Origin of the sequence: Sphingobacterium siyangense, assembly GCF_023277505.1 — a bacterium.
GTDB lineage: Bacteria > Bacteroidota > Bacteroidia > Sphingobacteriales > Sphingobacteriaceae > Sphingobacterium > Sphingobacterium siyangense.
The window spans coordinates 2378832-2396518 of record NZ_CP080574.1 but is presented as its reverse complement, the minus strand read 5'-3'; the positions used below and the strand labels follow the sequence as shown (position 1 = coordinate 2396518).

General features: G+C 42.2%; 10 protein-coding genes. All 10 read right to left on the bottom strand.

The genetic code is table 11. The annotated features are described in order from the left end of the window. Positions 1-96: 96 nt before the first annotated feature. The 10 genes from K2F45_RS09625 to K2F45_RS09580 all read right to left on the bottom strand — a co-directional run bounded on the left by K2F45_RS09625 (position 97) and on the right by K2F45_RS09580 (position 17680). Positions 97-1113, bottom strand: a complete 1017-nt coding sequence (locus K2F45_RS09625; RefSeq protein ID WP_075991955.1) for an alpha/beta hydrolase — start codon at positions 1111-1113, stop codon at positions 97-99. Beyond that, positions 1097-2134 carry a pectinesterase family protein gene (locus tag K2F45_RS09620; RefSeq protein WP_088161020.1) on the bottom strand — a complete coding sequence of 346 codons (1038 nt, stop codon included), beginning with the start codon at positions 2132-2134 and terminating at the stop codon, positions 1097-1099. Before K2F45_RS09620 ends, K2F45_RS09625 begins: the two co-directional genes overlap by 17 nt. A 108-nt stretch (positions 2135-2242) precedes the next feature. Continuing rightward, entirely contained in the window at positions 2243-3889 is a 1647-nt protein-coding gene (locus tag K2F45_RS09615) for a glycoside hydrolase family 43 protein (protein ID WP_248933404.1), read from the bottom strand. A gap of 18 nt (positions 3890-3907) precedes the next feature. Further along, complete coding sequence (locus tag K2F45_RS09610; protein ID WP_075991954.1) at positions 3908-6370, bottom strand: glycoside hydrolase family 95 protein; 2463 nt, start codon at positions 6368-6370, stop codon at positions 3908-3910. 14 nt (positions 6371-6384) lie between these two features. Continuing rightward, positions 6385-7293 (bottom strand): alpha/beta hydrolase, encoded by a 909-nt coding sequence (locus K2F45_RS09605; protein ID WP_075991953.1) that lies wholly within the window; start codon positions 7291-7293, stop codon positions 6385-6387. Positions 7294-7371: 78 nt separating this feature from the next. Then, positions 7372-8910: a glycoside hydrolase family 28 protein gene (locus tag K2F45_RS09600; protein ID WP_248933403.1), complete on the bottom strand. Its 1539-nt coding sequence runs from the start codon at positions 8908-8910 to the stop codon at positions 7372-7374. Positions 8911-9076: 166 nt separating this feature from the next. Beyond that, a complete protein-coding gene (locus tag K2F45_RS09595; RefSeq protein WP_157626011.1) occupies positions 9077-10555 on the bottom strand; it encodes a pectate lyase family protein in 1479 nt (492 codons plus the stop codon). A 38-nt stretch (positions 10556-10593) separates the two neighbouring features. Next, the gene (locus tag K2F45_RS09590) at positions 10594-12213 is read right to left on the bottom strand and encodes a DUF5123 domain-containing protein (RefSeq protein ID WP_248933402.1); all 1620 of its coding nucleotides are present in this window, start codon (positions 12211-12213) and stop codon (positions 10594-10596) included. An 18-nt stretch (positions 12214-12231) separates the two neighbouring features. Then, on the bottom strand, positions 12232-14256 hold the full coding sequence (locus tag K2F45_RS09585) for a RagB/SusD family nutrient uptake outer membrane protein (RefSeq protein ID WP_075994718.1): 2025 nt from the start codon (positions 14254-14256) through the stop codon (positions 12232-12234). A gap of 10 nt (positions 14257-14266) precedes the next feature. Further along, on the bottom strand, positions 14267-17680 hold the full coding sequence (locus K2F45_RS09580) for a SusC/RagA family TonB-linked outer membrane protein (protein WP_248933401.1): 3414 nt from the start codon (positions 17678-17680) through the stop codon (positions 14267-14269). Positions 17681-17687 lie beyond the last annotated feature (7 nt).

Here is a 17687-nt window from a genome sequence, read left to right as displayed (position 1 = left end):
CACTTCACAACGCCTAAAATGCCAACTAACCTATATAGCTTGCCCAGAAAAATTACAATATGAGCAGACTCAATTCTTTGATCAAAAACTTTCAAACTAAAAGCGCTCTGGATTTATTAAATTATTCTTTAAAAATTCGTCAATAACATCGACGCACTTATCCACCCAAGGATGGAAAAGCCAGAAAGGGTGAACCTGTACATCAAATGTATACACTTGATGTGCCGTCCCCCAACGCTTTAGCATACCGACCAATTCATCTTGTCCGGCATGGAATCTAGGAAGACCGCTATTTATGAATAACATCGGAATTTTCTGTTCCTCTCTGGCCCAAAATATAGGCGAAGCCTCCTTCCATATTAACGGTTTTTCGGCAAAGGTTCCTCCAAGCCAGAAGGCATCAGGAGAATCGGGCTTTCGTTCTAAATTGAGTGAAAGCGGAGCCATGAAATCCACCACTCCATCCAAATTAATAATAGCCTGAATCTGCGTACTGTGTTTAGACTCAAGAAATGATTCAAATTCGGGCACATTACCTGTCAATCCAACCAGACTCGCTAGGTGACCTCCTGCGGAACTTCCCGCCACCACGATACGGCTACTGTCGATATCGTACTGATCGGCATGATTTTTAAGCCACAAAATTGCCGATTTGATATTGAGTAAGGCATTGGGATATTTTGCCTCCAAAGATAATTGATACTCCACTGGAATGCAGACATACCCTTTTCTCGCCAGCAACTGTGCCATGGGTACATCCATTTCCTTCTGCCCAGAACGCCATCCACCACCATGGATCCATATCACTGCCGCATGTTTTCGCTGGTCATTTGGCCGGATAACATCGAGATGTAGATCCCGAGGGCCAAAATCGGTTCGAGCTAGATGTGCATATACCAGATTACGTACGACCTTTAGATCTCCTCCTAGGCTGTCCATAGCCGGTCGTGCATGGGGATAGCTTTTCTTGATCTGCCGCCATACACGCATCGTATTATAAGTCGTATCTTTCGGAATGTCTCGATTCTGGGCCCACACCGAATCGCAAAACATAAACAATAATAATGTACTCCAGAAAAGAGCCTGTGAGCGATATTTATTTTTCCATTTCATCGAGCATTTCTTTAACTTTCCAATCCTCCATTACTTTTTCGAGTTTATAAACATCCCGTTTATCTTCCGGCAACTGATGTGACCAAGTCACTCGCTTTGAGAGTTCCGATGCCCCTGCTCCCTTAGATCCCAACTCGGCGTAAAATACGGTCTTATCCTTATCTGGAAATAATACATCTCCCTTCCATTCATTCCAGCCTTCAGGAATAATATGAGCTCCTAGGTTACAATCTACCAGAACCGTATTTGCATAAGGACGCCATGGCCTGCCAAGAAATACTTTATCGACAGACTCATCTGCAGCTACAAAATCACATTGGTCGAAAACGTAACCATAAAATTGCCCCTGCGGCGTAGAAGCTGCTGTGACATACGAATTCCGCAAAGAAATCAGTCGGCAACTCTTAAAGAATGCAATGCCTGGCCCGAAGATAAAATCCGTCGTGCCGCTAATACTGCAATCAGAAAAATAGCTTCTTGCACCGCTTTTACCCAGATACAAGGTGTCCTGAAATCCCAAAAGACGGCAATTAACCAGTGCTATCTGATCCCCTTCTAGATGAAGTGCTACGGCCTGCCCTACTGGTCCGGCTGCATTTTCGATAGTTATATCCTTGATAAGCACCCTATTTGCACGTACCAATAGCGTATAACTACTAAAAGTCCCAAGCTTAGGCTGCCCTGTCTCATCCGGACAATCAACCAACTTACCTGCATAATCATCAAAAATAATCTTGGTATTGGCAGCATCCTCACCAACAAGCTGGACATTTTCGACATAAGTTGGGATAACTATTTTCTCGTGATAAATTCCCTTCCTGATCCAAATCCGAACCGCATGTTCTGCACGAAAAGCACGAACGGAATTCACGGCTGCCTGTATACTTGTGAAATCACCTTTTCCGTGTTGGTCTACAGTGATCACTTCAAGGCTGGCCGCTCGCAATCCCGATCCTAACAATGACAGGCTAACAACTAGATAAACTGCCACCAAGATCTTAATTAATTTTATCCGTCTCATAAATCAGAAAATAATTGCATTATCAAACTAATATATTTATATATAAACTTTATTCATAACTTTAAAATATTCCAATAATTTCATAGTTATTAAAGGGTCAAAACTATGTTATTGATCTATTCGAAACCAATCCACTTCTGCATAGCCACTATCATTGATATGCTTTTCGCGGCTGGCATAGAGTCCTAATGTGGCTCCTATCCATTTGCCAGGTTTCGCTTGGAAGCCATTTTCCACGACTGTATATTTTTTACCATCCAAGCTATACGTCCAGCTGCAGGTCTTTCCATTTTTAACTTGTACACGAAGGTAGACAAAGTCTTCTGGCAAAGTAGCGATGCGCCTGACCTGCTCTTCAGCTCCCGAATAGGCATTGACACAACTACCATAATAAAGTTGAAAGTGGCCCTTTTCCTTACGGATAAAAAACTGACTATAATCTTCGCCGACCACCACCAATCCTGCTTTTTCACCAAGTTCCTTCTCGCTAGGACGCAGTCGTATTTTTGCTGTCGCACTGAAATTTTCGGCAGGGAATTTTTGCGTCAGTATATTTGGCGCTGCCATCAGATTTTTACTTCCTTCAGGAAGCTGCTGGCTATAAAGCCGAAGTTTGCCTTCGTGTGATGGCATAAGCCAGTTTCCATCCGGATTTGCCTGCCATTGCCACTGCAGTCCTAAATGAGGAGAATCAAACTCATCCGATTCCTGAGGATTCATCAGAGCAATAACCTGGTTTCCTACATTAGGTTTTTTATAGCTCATCACGGGTGTCCCTACTCCATTTCCATCGATGTCCACGCCTATAATGGGCCAATCGGCTTTCCAAACCATAGGCTGCAGATGGACCACACGCCCCATGGCTTCTTTATCCTGAAAGTGGAAGAACCAGTTTTCTCCTGAGGGTGTGTCTACCCATGCTCCCTGATGTGGACCATTAACTGTCGACTTGTTCTGGGCCATAGCCACCTTGCGTTCATAAGGTCCATAAATACTTTTCGAACGCAAAATCAATTGCCAGCCCGTTGATACGCCACCTGCTGGTGCAAACAAATAATAATATCCATTCCGCTTATATACTTTGGGGCCTTCAATTGTAGGATCCAATTCATGTCCATCATAAACGATCGTACCTCTGTCCAATACAGAAGTTCCATCGGTACTCATCTTGGCGATAGCGAGCACGCTTTTCAAGCCTGCTCTGCTCCCCGCATAGGCATAAGCTAAATAAGCCTGACCATCTTCATCCCAAAAAGGACAAGGATCGATCAATCCTTTCCCTTGGAAAACCAACGTAGGAGCAGACCATGGCCCCCGAATATTCTTGGTCTTTATCTGATAAATCCCAAAATCCGGATCGGGATAATAAATATAAAACTCTCCATCGTGATACCGTATGGAAGGCGCCCATACACCACCTCCGTGTTGCACTTTATTGAACACCTCTTCCGGTAACTGCCTTTGCAACGCATGTCCTATAATCGTCCAGTTGATCATATCTTTAGAATGTAGAATGGGCAGGCCTGGACTGTGATTAAAACTTGAGGCAATCATATAATAATCTTCACCTACACGGATAGCATCGGGATCGGAATAATCTGCATTGATGATAGGGTTTTTGAATTTTCCATTTCCAAGATCCGGGCTCCAGACCTGAGAATTATAATTTTGTCCGAAAGTCAATGAAGAACTACAGAAGCTCATAATGGTCATCAGGCAAACATATTTCCATTTTTTTTTATCGGTATTTAGCATAAATTCGAATTTTAAGTTTTATTTCACAACAATTTCATAAACTTTACCTTTCGTGGTAGAAAGATCATAAAGCACTGTTTCGGGAATTTCAAATGAACTATTTTGTGTTATTACCAATGGTTTTTTGATTTCATCTAGGTCAAAAAAGGAGTTAGTATTTTTTCCATTCGCTTTTTTCAACCGCTTCCCTTCTAAATAGAGTGTACTCCCAGAGTTAATACGAATACGGCAATTGCCTCCTAAGGTCGAGTTGACCTTTAATTTCGTTAACTTTCGATTTTTCCAGCTCATATCTATAATAAATCCACCTCTAGTGACTAAACCGTTCACTTCGCCATTCGGTAGCTCATCTGGCCAAGCAGGTAATAAAAATATGCTCCCATCATATGATTGCACCAACATCTCTGCGATTCCAGATGTACAGCCAAAATTACCATCAATCTGAAAAGGTGGATGGGCGTCCAGTAAATTAGGATAGGTACCACCATGTTGTCCTTTCCGTTCCTCTGGGGCTGGGCTCAATTGATCTTTGATCAATTTATACGATTGATTACCGTCCAGCAAACGTGCCCACCAATTTACTTTCCAGCCCATAGACCAACCAGTCGACTTATCTCCGCGGTAGATCAATGAGTTTTTTGCTGCCTGAGCAAGTTCAGGGTTGCGAAAAGGTGAAATCTGACCAGATGGAAACAATCCGTATAGATGCGATATATGACGGTGACGATCATTTTTTCTATCCAAATCTTTAAGCCACTCCTGAAGCTGACCATGTTGACCAACTTGCATTGGTGGCAACTGTGCCAGACTTTGTTTGACAGAATCCCGCAATACGACATCAGCATCCACAATGTAGGATGCACGGATAAAATTATTAAAGACATCAAACACAAGTTGATTATCCATTGTCGTGCCTGCTGAAACCCCAACACTACCTGCTTCATAGCTATTTTCAGGACTGATGGAAGGACTTACGACCAGCCATTTCCCAGATGGATCCTTCGTCAAAACATCCAGGTAAAATAAAGCCGCTCCTTTCAATACATGATAATAATCCTTCAAAAATTGCATGTCTCCTTTATACAGATAATGTTGCCAAATGTGTTGGCTCAACCAAGCTCCGCCCATTGGCCACATACCGTAAAAACCGCCATCTACAACCCCCGTAATGCGCCATAAATCAGTGTTATGATGAGCATTCCACCCTCTGGCATGGTACATTTTCTGTGCACTCTCTTGACCTGTAACAGCAAGATCATTTAACATACTAAACAATGGTTCGTGCATTTCACTTAAATTCCCTACCTCGGCCGGCCAATAGTTCATTTCAGTATTGATGTTTATCGTATACTTACTATCCCAAGGAGGAGAAAGTTTGGCATTCCAAATCCCCTGTAAATTGGCAGGCTGGCCTCCAGGTTGTGAAGAAGAAATCAACAAATAACGACCAAATTGAAAATAAAGAGCAACTAATTGTGGATCAAAATTTGTCGCAAATTCCCGAATCCGCACATCCGTTGTTTTTTTTGCCTGCGCATTGTTACCAAGGTCCAATTTCACCCGACTGAAGAACTGCTGGTATTTTCTCACATGCTGCTCCAATGCTTTCGCGTAAGAAATTCCTTTTGATTTTTCAAAAATTCGTATGGCCTTTCGTTCAGGATCGATGGAGAGATCCTTGTAATTTTTGAAGTTTGTTCCAATGGATACATAAAGAATTACTTCATCTGCATTTTTAATTGTAATCTGCTCACCATGATGATTAATTTGACCACCTTTAACCTGCGGATAAACAAATCCATAGAATGCCACCTGCCCTTCTTTAGAATCCACCGTACCTCCTTTTCCCCGCAGAAATAATGCTCCATTATTTATGCCTAGGCCAATATTTTGATGTGGACTTTTCCAGTTTAGATCCATTGAAATACTTTTCGCTTTATCAGCAGTGATGCGGATCAACAGCAAACTGTCGACCAGTGACGTAAACATTTCCCTTCGATAATGGACGCCATCGACTTGATAAGAAACAGTACTTATCGCTTTATTTAAATCCAACTCCCGTCGATATTGAACAGGGTGACGGTGAGTCGGAAATCCAAGCAATAGACTACCGAAAGTTTGGTAAGGCATGCCATAGTCCAATCCTGCTGGTGCAGCTCTTGGAAAAGCGAGATTCGACAGTTCCTGCGCTTCTTTATTCCTGCCCTCAACTAAAAACTGACGAATCTTTACAATATCCGTGTATTTGCCTTCAGGCACATTGTTTCCAGGGCGTCCGGCCCAGATCGTTTCTTCATTCAGTTGAATCTCTTCTTGGGAAACTCCACCGTATACCATGGCACCGATACGCCCATTCCCCAAAGGCAATGCTTCGTTCCAGTTACTAGCCGCTTTATCATAGTGTAACTTCAATTCTTGCGATGAACTAAACTTCCAAAACAGCAATAGAACACTAGAAAATATAAGATATTTGATATTCATATCAAGATATAGATTTATGGTTTAATCATTTTAATTTCATGAAGCCAAGCTGCCAATATGCTTGGCCAAGTTGCTGTCGACCCTGGATTGTTGACCAGTGCGATGGCATGTCCTCCCTGTGGAAAAATATGCAAAGAGGCTGTAATCTTATGTTCTAGTAAAGCTTGATAATATAAAAGGCTATTTTGTACAGAAACAGTCTTATCGTTTTGAGCATGCACCAAAAATGTGGGCGGCGTACGCTCTGTCACCTGAGCCTGCAAACTAAACAGCTCTTTTTGAGAATCATCAGCGACCTTACCCAATAGATTATCCACGCTTCCCTGATGGGCATGATCACCCTTCATTGTAATTACGGGTGACACCAAAACGCTGAAATTGGGTTTACTGCTTAATTGATCTATCGCATCACCCAGAACTTTGATCGGCCGTTCTATGCTCGATAAGGAAGCAGCAAGATGTCCTCCGGCCGAACAGCCCATCACACCAATACGACCGGGATCGATATGCCATTCAGCCGTCTTAGACCGAATAACACGGATTGCCCGCTGTACATCCTGCAAGGGAGCCAGCGAGCGATCGATCACATCAGGCGAGTTTGGCAAACGATGAAGCAACACAAACGCATTGATACCAATTGTATTAAACCATTTGGCCAACTGTGTGCCACTGATCACATAAGCCAAACGGGCGTAACCTCCTCCAGGAATAATCAATACTGCAGTTCCTGAATTTTCTTGTTTTGAAACAAAAAAAGGAATAATCCGAGGCTCAGCAACTTGATACACGCGTTCGTTAGCAATACTATCTAAAAGCTTCAACCCTTTACTATTTGGCATTGTTGTATCGTATAACAGAATTGATTCTTGACCCTGGGTCAGTAGATATGCAAAAGATAAGAGAATTGTCAATAACTTTTTCATTTACACGGAGATTTAAGTCAAAAAATTAATGTTAGGTCTGTACATCCAGTACTTCAAATCTCTACACAATCTCATAGACTAATTAATTTTGACAGCATTAGTTTTTGCGCCATGTTTAAAACTTAATTTCTTTTTATCTATGTTCGAATTATTAAATACAATATTCGTTGAGTTGAGTCCATTTACTTCTAATTCTGGAGAGATGTTCTTGTCAAATCTCAAACCTTCAAACCGTAAGTTAGAAGCATTTTCAATATAAATAGTTGGTATCTTAGCATCTTTCGAGTGCAAGAATGCATTTTTCACAACAATACCCATTGCATCTTTAAGCTCAATCACTTTGTTGGCAACAATGTTTAGATTGGTCATGCTAACCTGCTGCACGGGCATCTCTGGCAACCCCCGAACAAAGATGCCAACTTGAGCCCCCCTACATGTAATTGCATCGATTGATATATTACGGAATCGTGGGGTTTCAATACTTACATGCGGGACCTCTTGAACTTCGTTGGCCTGTGGAGGCTTCGTCCAATAGTACATATCAAAATATATAGCCTCCTGCACAATATTATTCATATTGATATTGCGGATGTGGATATTTTCCACTATCCCGCCTCGACCACGTGTGGTCTTAAAACGCAAGCCTTTGTCAGTCCCCATAAAAGTGCAGTCTTCTACAAAAATATCTCGTGCGCCACCGGACATCTCACTACCCACCACAAAGCCACCGTGTCCTTTATAGACTTTATTATGGCGAATAATAACGCGTTCGGTCGCAATCCCACGTTTGCGTCCTTCTTCATCTTTACCTGATTTAATACAAATCGCATCGTCACCCACATCCAGGACGCAATGCTCTATTAGTACATTCGAACATGATTCGATGTCAATACCGTCTCCATTCTGGGCATAATCCGGGTTTGTGATTTTCACATCTCTTATGGTCAGATGCTGCGTCATAAGGGGATGTAAATTCCAGGCAGGTGAATTTTGGAAGGTCACACCTTCAAGTAATACATTCTTACATTTGGTCAAAACTAACAAGTTAGGCCTTAAATAATCTTTGATATCCTCGAAGTCAGTCAATTTTTTGCCCTCAGCTAACAAGAAAGAACGTCTTTCTTCATGCGCAAGCTTCGATTTGACACTGGGGTACCATGTTTTGCCGTCTGCACTGATTAAACCACCGGACGCAACTTTAGTTTTCCATTCGCTTTCTGTCAATGCTCCTTTACCAACCATCCTCCAAGCATCTCCATTGCCATCGATAATACCTTTGCCTGTTATAGCAATATTCTCAAGTTCTGTACCGCTGATGGGTGATTCGTTTCGTGCCGAAACTTTTCCTTCATAATTTCCTGCTACAATTTTGTACTGGTTGAAGTCATCTGTAAACTGCAAAAAAGCGTTTTCTTCCAAATGAAGGTTCACATTGCTCTGTAATATTATTGGCCCTGAAAGCCAATAGCCGGCCGGCACCAAGACAACACCGCCACCGCTTTTGCTACTAGAACGAATAGCCGCATTTATACTACTTGTGTTTAAGGTATAGCCGTCTCCCTTCGCTCCAAACCTCTCGATACTAATCGTATCATTTCGAAATTGAGGTCGTTCCACCTCAGGAAGATTATTCCAATGATATGGACTATCTACCGACTGAGCGCTAATATGCTGGCATACTCCGAGTGCTAAACAAAAGCATGCCAGCTTTAGCCCTTTTTTCTTATTTTTTTTAAACATCTATTTTAGTTTTACTCATCTGTTATACAAAATCTATAAAATATCAGATCTGCCCCTCTGTTATGGAAGCTACCAATTTATTGAGATACACCTCTAGGTATGTATAGCCTGATTTGGTTAGATCGGTTGCTTGTTTTTCGGGGTAATTCTTTTTAAGCCAGCCATCTGGTATTCCATCCCGGTCATGATCTTGAATGGCTGTGCCAGCCTCCAACGATGGCCAGGCCCCATATCGATTACCCACAGGATCTGGATTAATATCCTGCTGTGAATCGATCAAACCTTTACGGGGATACTGTAGGCTTTTCCATTTTCCCCCTTCGCCATTGTGAGGGCTCTTTCCTTGAAAAGTAGCACTCCCACTACGTGTTTCGTTAATGATGCGCTGATCGACAGCATCACGTACATAGGAGTTACCTGCATATGTCAGTACTTTTTCGTAAGCTGTTTGTGCGTCGTGGGTATGGATCGTTCCTTGTAGAGGTATCTCCTTATCTAATCTGATTCCCGACTGAATCTGTTCGCCGACGATCCGCACACCCTGCCAATTATCTGCGGAAATGCTGGAATTGTGGGTCAGTAGATTACCGCTCACAAAATATTTACCCCATACATCTTTGATCTTTGGAAAAGGGTGCTCTTCTGTTTTGGCATTAATGGCTATAATTCTATCCTTAATGTTACTATTCGTAGCAGGCCCAGGTTTATACAAATTATTAACGATATTAACATACATGGCTTCACCGCCATATACTCCATTGCCATTCCAATTGTAAATTACATTATTACGAATATCTGTCGTATCGCTTCCTGCGTAAAGGGCTCCTGGGCCCAATCGAGGGCTTCTACTATCATGATGAGCAAGGAGGTTGTGGTGAAAGGTTGCATGAACTCCCCCCCAAATAGCACCATAACCATGTGGACCTTTGGAATGTCCAGAAAGACGCAGACTCTCAGAAATAATGCACCATTGCATCGTGAAATTTTTATTGTCATAGAATGAAGCACATTCATCCGTACTCCAGCTAATGGAGCAATGGTCGATGATGATATGCTGCCTTTGGCGTCCTCCAAGAGCATCCGCTCCGTCAGCATCGCGGCCAGCGAGCTGCAGATCCCCCATACGGAAACGCAGAAATCGGATAACTATATTATCCGCATCTACTGAAACAGGATTTCCCGCTAACGTAATTCCTTCACCGGGAGCAGATTGCCCAGCTATCGTCAAATCACCCTTGTTTATTGACAATCGTTGTTGGAGCCATATTGTCCCCCCTACTTTAAACAAAATTGTTTTTGCCCCATCTTGTCGTAGGCACCAGCGTAACGAGCCTTCTTTTAGTTGTGCATCACCCTGGTCGTCATCACGCAATGTATTCACATAATAGACTGTACCAGCCCGACCTCCTTTTGTAAACATTCCGCCGCCTTCAGCTCCCGGAAAAGCTGCAATATGCTGAGCAGAAACTCGTGTGTTATAAAATATCAAACACAACATTCCGCACCATATCAGTTTGTTCATACTTACCTTTCCTGATTTAACATTATGCATATTTCAATCTATTCAAACCAACGTGGATCTCCAGCAGTACCACGTCCACCAAATCCATTACCAGCTTTAATACGAAAGTCTTTATTCATCGGATTTACAAATAAGTCTTCCGCGGTTCCGCTGAAAATAGTGATCTCCGAAAAATCCCGGGAAGTACGCTCTATCTGCAATTCATTTGTACGATAGCTCCCAGCAAACGATACGTTAAGCGCAAAACCAGCATGATCGTAGCTCGTTGCGTTTATACGCCCACCACTGTTCGTTCCGGCAATAATATTGTTGCTTCCAACAAAGGAAAAAGGCAATCGAGCGGTATCAAAGCGGAGCAATTGAGTCATTGCTGCATTTTGATTATAAAAAGTACAATTGCCAACAACTATCTTTCCGACAGCGACGCGAACGTCCATCAACTGCGTTGTCAGATCGGTGAAGGTACTGTTGGTTATTGAGATCGAATCCACACTTGCGGTGCTACCACCGATATTTACCACACCATATCCTCCGATTTTATCGACTCTACAATGATCAAAGTTTATCCCTTTCACGGTCACAGCATTGTTAAGGCGTACCACCCCACTACCTAGTCTTTCTATATAACAATTTTTAAAAGTGTAGGCAGCTACACTTGCACCATTTTTATCCTGAGAGATCAAAAAAGAGCTACCGTTTGCATAAATTTCGAGATTTTCAAACACGACCTCACCCAAGACAAGATCGGTCAATTGCAGCCCCAAAAGATTTAACTTAGGATAATTGCCGCCGGCATCTGAGGTGCCGGTCAGATTTAGGTTACTGATTCCTGCAGGTATCAGTAAATTGGCCAAATCGTAAGTCTTACCACCTGTAAATACCAGCACGATATTGGTTTTTCCTTGGGCAACAGCTGAGCTTATCAGCGTAGGGATATCGTCTCCAGGGTTTACTGTTATCATCTCTCCTCCAGCTATACCTAAGGTTTTAACTGTCTTTGCTCCTCGCTCGTTTTCCTCGTTAAAAATTGCGACACGATAGCTTGTTCCTGGCCGTAAACCTTCAATCTTGAGATGACCATCGGCTTTATTAGTAGGGGACAAAGTTATCTTCTGCAGTTCAGTATTCTTTACTGGTTCAAAAACACTAACATGAGTTACACGATCTGTTACAGGCCAATAGAGCTCAATATGATCCACACCAATATTCAGTTTACTAAATAACTGCTCTGCAGCTGTCTTAAAATATAATTGCGAATAATTTGATTCTTCACCTGTTTCTGTATTTACTCCTTTCATCCTGACAGAATACTCCGTAAGGCCATCCAGATTATCAAATAAAGTCCGATATTCAACCCTTGCAGGAATGGTGGATGGTGCGAAGGGAGTCAACGTATCAGCTAATATTTCCACTGTCTTAACAATTTCGGCAAACTGCAAACTATCCTTACTAAATTCAAAAATATATTTCTGCGCAGCTACTGTTTTTGTATAGTTAATTTCCACTGAAGTTGCACCGACTACACCAGTAGTAAACTTTAGTGATTTAAAAAGCCGCTGATGTGAAGCATCCACCTCCCAATCGTTAGCTTTCTTACAACTAAAGAGGTTTAAAACCAGAGCCAGCAACATTATGCTATTTAAAAGTATCTTTTTCATAAAACTATTTGCTTGATATTAATAACCGTAGGCATTACTCAGGTAGCCCCTTGCTTCCCGAATATCGTCGATATATATCGGATAAACGTACCGATAATTACAGACGCCATTGCCCATTTTATACTGGTTAAGCTGCGCTTGAATTTCCGCGCCATAGGTCAACGTGGATAAAAATTCCGAATAATTGTACGTAGCCATCAATCCTGTTCCAGCCAATAATGTTCTGATCGGCCAAATTGTATAATTGTATACTTTTCCGGATTCTACTTTTTCTGGCTTGGCAGCATCTTGAGGAAACCATCTGACAGAAATGTAGTCCCCACCTGGAGCCGCAGGCAAATCACCGTAATAATTTAATGAAGCCTTATCAATATATTCGTTATCTTTATAACGGAAATAAACTGTCGAAGGAAATTGTGCTGGCTGATAGGTTTTATCAAATATTTTCACTGGTTTGCTATGATCATACATAATACATAGCGCCATTTTCATATCCTCAATTTTTTTATAAAGCAATCCCCAACGAATCAGATCTTGTTTACGGACAGACTCACCGCCAAACTCCCAAGCACGTTCATTAATTACTGCATCTAAAAAGTTAGCATCATACGCATGTATTTTGGAAGACCCGACGCCAAATGCTCTTTCACGAACTTTTTCCAAAGCCTGTCTCGGTGATATTTTGGCCATTTCATGTACTGCATCAGGATTTTCAATCTGACTTTGAGCTTCGGCATACATGAGATAAATATCGGAGTATCGCATTAGTATCCAATTGACTCCAGTAGCGATACGCCCTGTCGCGGTCTTGTGCATAGCAAGATAGGAATTAGACATCCAGTAAATCCTCCATTTACCAAATTTTACATCATTCGGATTATTACTCACCTTCTCTTTATTGTCAGCTCCATAGCCAATCCAGCTAAGCGTCACGTCACGCCTTTTATCTTCTCTGTCGAAGGAATAAAAATAATATGCGGTTGAGGTTACATAACTACCACCGAATCCACGGGAGCCATACTTTGAATTTCCATCCACAGCATAGCCCATCAAGGAGCCAATATCTCCATTGTTACCCATGCCAAATGCTACTTCAAACAAATTTTCATTTGAAGCATTTGGACGATTACCACATACGGAAGACCATATATTCTCAAAATCTGGATCCAAACGATGCGGGTTATCTGCTGATCCGATCAATTCTGCGGCCTGTTCTGCTGCGATACGGTAATATTCTTTCCAGTTTTGAGGCCGACCTACATAATAGCCATTGTTGGAAGGTATTGTCGGATGCTTCTCAGCAGTTGAATTAGGAAATGCTTTACTGTCTCTGAGAGACCAGCCGCCAGCAAATAATGCGACACGTGCCAACAGCCCTTTTGCGAAACCTTTGGTTACACGTTCTACTGTACCATACTCACTATTTCCGCCTTTGTATGGAAGATAGGACTGTGCTTCTTCCAAGTCCTTTACCAAATAATGATACACCGTATCCTTATCGGATTTTGGCAAGTACACATTAGACAGGTCGGACTTGGAAGCTTCTTTTTTATACGGAATATCACCCCAATACCGCGCAAGCTCAAAAAATGCGAGCGATTTAAGTGTGAGCGCTTCTCCCAGAAGAGGTTTCATGCTATTTGCTTCACTCGCGAGAATCGGTGAATTGCGGATACCATCGACGACTGCGGTTGCCATTTCTGCAAACTCGAACAAACGTTGCCACCTTGTCGTAGAATTGTTGGCGTGTCCGAAATAATTTCCGGCGCCAAAATCGTCTGTCTGAGAGATATATCCGGTTTCGCTAAATGACCCATTGGATTCCGTATCCGATACTCCTTGCCAGTTGACCGATAATTTCTGCCCATAGATATAGGTATCGGTCATTTTCCCATACAGTCCCATAACCGCAGCTTTAGTCATAGAACTTGTCTTAAATACAGTCTCTCCACTTAGGGAAGAAGGAGAACTGGTTTCAAGATATTTTTTGCATGAACTCATACAGGCCAGTATGACAACAGCAATGATGATTATATTTTTCATGTTCTTGTGTTTAAAATGTAACATTTAATCCAAACAACACCTTTCTCGCTTTCGGATAGGCAGAGTATCCTACCCCGGGAGTCAATGGATTACGTTGTGTGTCAACCTCTGGATCCTGTCCACTATATTTTGTCCAGACATGCAGGTTATAGCCAGCGACATAAATGCGTAAATTCTGCATAAGAAGCCGCTTAGCAATATGTGTCGGCAAGGTGTAGCCTAGTGTCACATTGCTCAGTCTGAGAAAGGAGCCGTCTTCGATGGCCCAATCGGTTAAAATACGACCATTTGCTGCCATAGGATTCCACATCGTCTTTCCTTCATTGAGCGCACGGAAAAGCTCGGGATTGGCATCATTTCCAAACATGATATTGGCACCAGTGGCAGGGTTTATCGTGGTAAAACGTTGTGAAAGCCTCATATCATTACTGATATTCTGATACCGTTTAGAACCTTCATAAGCCATGAAATCTATTTTATCTGCATTATATATGTCGTTGCCGTAAGACCAGTTAAACATACCCGCCAGATCAAAGCTTTTGTACTGCACATTCAACATCAAACCACCTGTGTGTTTTGGTTGTGCTTGGCCAATCACCGCTCTGTCATCCTCCAATGTAATTACCTGACCTTCTCCGCCCAACTTCTCAAGTTTAATATGACCTGGGCCAAAATAATTCCCCCCTCTGGACATTACTTTCGAAGCATCCACCACTCCTTCATTTAATAGCCATCTATTTTGCGTACCATCAAAAGTAAAATCATCAAAAGAATAGAAACCATCTTGTTTAAAACCATACATCAATCCCAGTGGCTGTCCAACAATGGCCCTAAAATCATCACGTCCAAAATCCAGCCATGGAGAGGCTGGCGTTGTCATTTCATTCAGACCATCAATCAGCTTACGAATCTTATTGCGATTAAAAGCAATGTTAAAGTCTGCTGATAAACGAAAATCTTTTTTTTCCACCAATACTGCAGATGCCGAAAACTCAATTCCCCTATTGGAAGTACTACCTACATTCTGATACTGGTTGGCATATCCCGAGCTCGACGGCAACGGTACCTGAAGGATTAAATCGTTTGTAATATTATTATAAGCATCAACAGTAAGGTTCAACCGGTTCTTAAACAAGGAAAGATCCAAACCTATATTGCTAGAAACTGTGCTTTCCCATGTTAGATTTTCGTTCTTCAGCGTGGTCTTCGTACGTAACGCACTCTGTGGAGTTTCTCCAATATAATACAATTGATTTGCCGCATTAATAAAATCATAGTCCTGCCGCCAATAAGATCCCACGCGCGCGTTACCGACAGAGCCGTGGCTCAAGCGCAATTTTGCATCAGAAAGCCAAGCTTTGGTACCTGACATGAAAGACTCATCCGAAAATCTCCAGGCAAAAGCCGCACCTGGAAAAAATCCCCATTGATTGCCGGGCGCAAATACATTTTTACCATCTGCCCTACCCGTCAATGTCAGAATATAGCGATCGCTAAAAGTATAGTTAACCCTCGAGAAGAAGGAGGTCGTCCGTGACGGTTCGCGAATGGTGGTGTAGGTAGGCGATGGAATACCATAATTCCACATCGCTAACACGTCATCGGTTGAGAAATCTTTGGGATAAAATTTAGACTCCAACAGCATATCGTTTTGCTCGCTATTTGTCATCTCCTGCCCCCCAACGATTGTAAAACGATGTTTATTTTCTTGCAGTTTGAAATCGTAGGTCAGCACATTTTGGAATGACCACAGCGCCCCTTTTTGATCTTCTCGCCGCGCTACGGGTTGACCACCGTTAGCGCTGGACTGCCCCGTACCATTTATCCAGATATTATCCGTAAAATTTTTATTGAAACCATAAGAACCTTTGGCATTAAAACTCAATCCTCTGGCGATTTTCCAATTCAGCCCGGCATTAAAAATTAAATTAAAGCGATTTTGATCTTTATACTCATTCACAACATTTACAACGGGGTCGTTGAGTGAGCTCAGCGCTTCAGCTGAAGTAATATCTTCCGCTCCACCAAGGGCTCCTTCGGTCAGCGATGCAAGACTGCGAACGGGCGCATATTTTACAGCTTCCCGCAACTTGCGCCCGTCAGAGATACTGGGGCCCGTGATTTTTGTGTTTGACATCCGCGAGTTAAACTCAAAGGAAAGCTTAGGACTAATCTTTTTATTGAGCTTTGCGCTCACATAATCCCGCTGGTAAGCCGAGTTTAACATAATATAATCCTCATTGTCGTGTGTATAGTTTAAGTTATAGGTCAGACTTCCATCTTTGTCACCTCCCGTCATTCCCAAGCTATAGTTTTGCTGCAGCCCCGTATTACCATATAATTTATCCTGCCAATTAAGTCCATCTTTGGACTTATAGATATCCACATCTTCCCAGAGTCCATACATGGAATTAAAACTGTTATTCGCAGCCATAGAAGGATCGAGCTCCCGCTGCCAGTATACATACTCATAGGGGGACAGTACCTCAGTAAGGTTGTACACTTTACTTGCTGCCAGATAGGAGTTGAAAGTAATTTTTGGATTTCCGCCTTTCCCAGATTTAGTCGTAATCAAGATAACCCCATTGGCTCCTTCAGAACCATATATTGCAGTTGAGGCCGCATCTTTCAGTACATCTATATTTTCAATATCTGCCATCGGAATATCGTTGATATTGGCTACACGAAATCCATCGACAATATATAAGGGCGAATTGTCCTGGGTAATGGAACTTCCACCGCGGACACGGACTTTTATCTGGGCATCAGGCGAACCTTCCGTTATGGTGACATTGACCCCCGGTAAACGACCGGATATGGCTTGAAGGACAGATACTGTGGGTAGATCTTTCAATTGTTCGGCGTTAATAGAGGCTACTGAACCTGTCAGATCTTTCCGTTTTGTAGTACCATAGCCGATGGCTACAACTTCATCCATCATTAACGTATTATCTGCAAGAACAACATCTATTTTCATACGTCCATTGACCTGAACTTCTTGGCTTTTTTTTCCAACAAAAGCAAATACAAGAACAGCATTTTCGGGAACATCCTTAAATGCATAACTTCCCGACTGATCAGTTGATGTCACCATACTGCTTGATTTTATTCGCACAGTTACCCCTTTTATCGGAATTCCTTTTTCATCCAACACCTTGCCTACGACAGCAATAGACTTTTGAGATATCCATCGAACCTGCTTACGGGGGCTATCCAAAAGCACTGTCGTGGTCGCATAACTATCGTTTGCCTGAATGGTAGTTGAAACGAACACCAGCAAGAAGCCAATATTCACCCGGCTCCGCCAATTGTAATAAGGTACATCCCTAACACCATCTGAATGCAACAAATTTTTACGCAGCTGCGTAGAACGAAACAAAGAAAACTTTATTCCGTCAAATGGTTTCAATTTGTTATTTCTCATAAGATTT

Bases quoted from the DNA above. Each gene is read 5' to 3' on its own strand.
- K2F45_RS09625 (WP_075991955.1), bottom strand. From the start codon at position 1,113: ATGAAATGGAAAAATAAATATCGCTCACAGGCTCTTTTCTGGAGTACA.
- K2F45_RS09620 (WP_088161020.1), bottom strand. From the start codon at position 2,134: ATGAGACGGATAAAATTAATTAAGATCTTGGTGGCAGTTTATCTAGTT.
- K2F45_RS09615 (WP_248933404.1), bottom strand. From the start codon at position 3,889: ATGCTAAATACCGATAAAAAAAAATGGAAATATGTTTGCCTGATGACC.
- K2F45_RS09610 (WP_075991954.1), bottom strand. From the start codon at position 6,370: ATGAATATCAAATATCTTATATTTTCTAGTGTTCTATTGCTGTTTTGG.
- K2F45_RS09605 (WP_075991953.1), bottom strand. From the start codon at position 7,293: ATGAAAAAGTTATTGACAATTCTCTTATCTTTTGCATATCTACTGACC.
- K2F45_RS09595 (WP_157626011.1), bottom strand. From the start codon at position 10,555: ATGAACAAACTGATATGGTGCGGAATGTTGTGTTTGATATTTTATAAC.
- K2F45_RS09590 (WP_248933402.1), bottom strand. From the start codon at position 12,213: ATGAAAAAGATACTTTTAAATAGCATAATGTTGCTGGCTCTGGTTTTA.
- K2F45_RS09585 (WP_075994718.1), bottom strand. From the start codon at position 14,256: ATGAAAAATATAATCATCATTGCTGTTGTCATACTGGCCTGTATGAGT.
- K2F45_RS09580 (WP_248933401.1), bottom strand. From the start codon at position 17,680: ATGAGAAATAACAAATTGAAACCATTTGACGGAATAAAGTTTTCTTTG.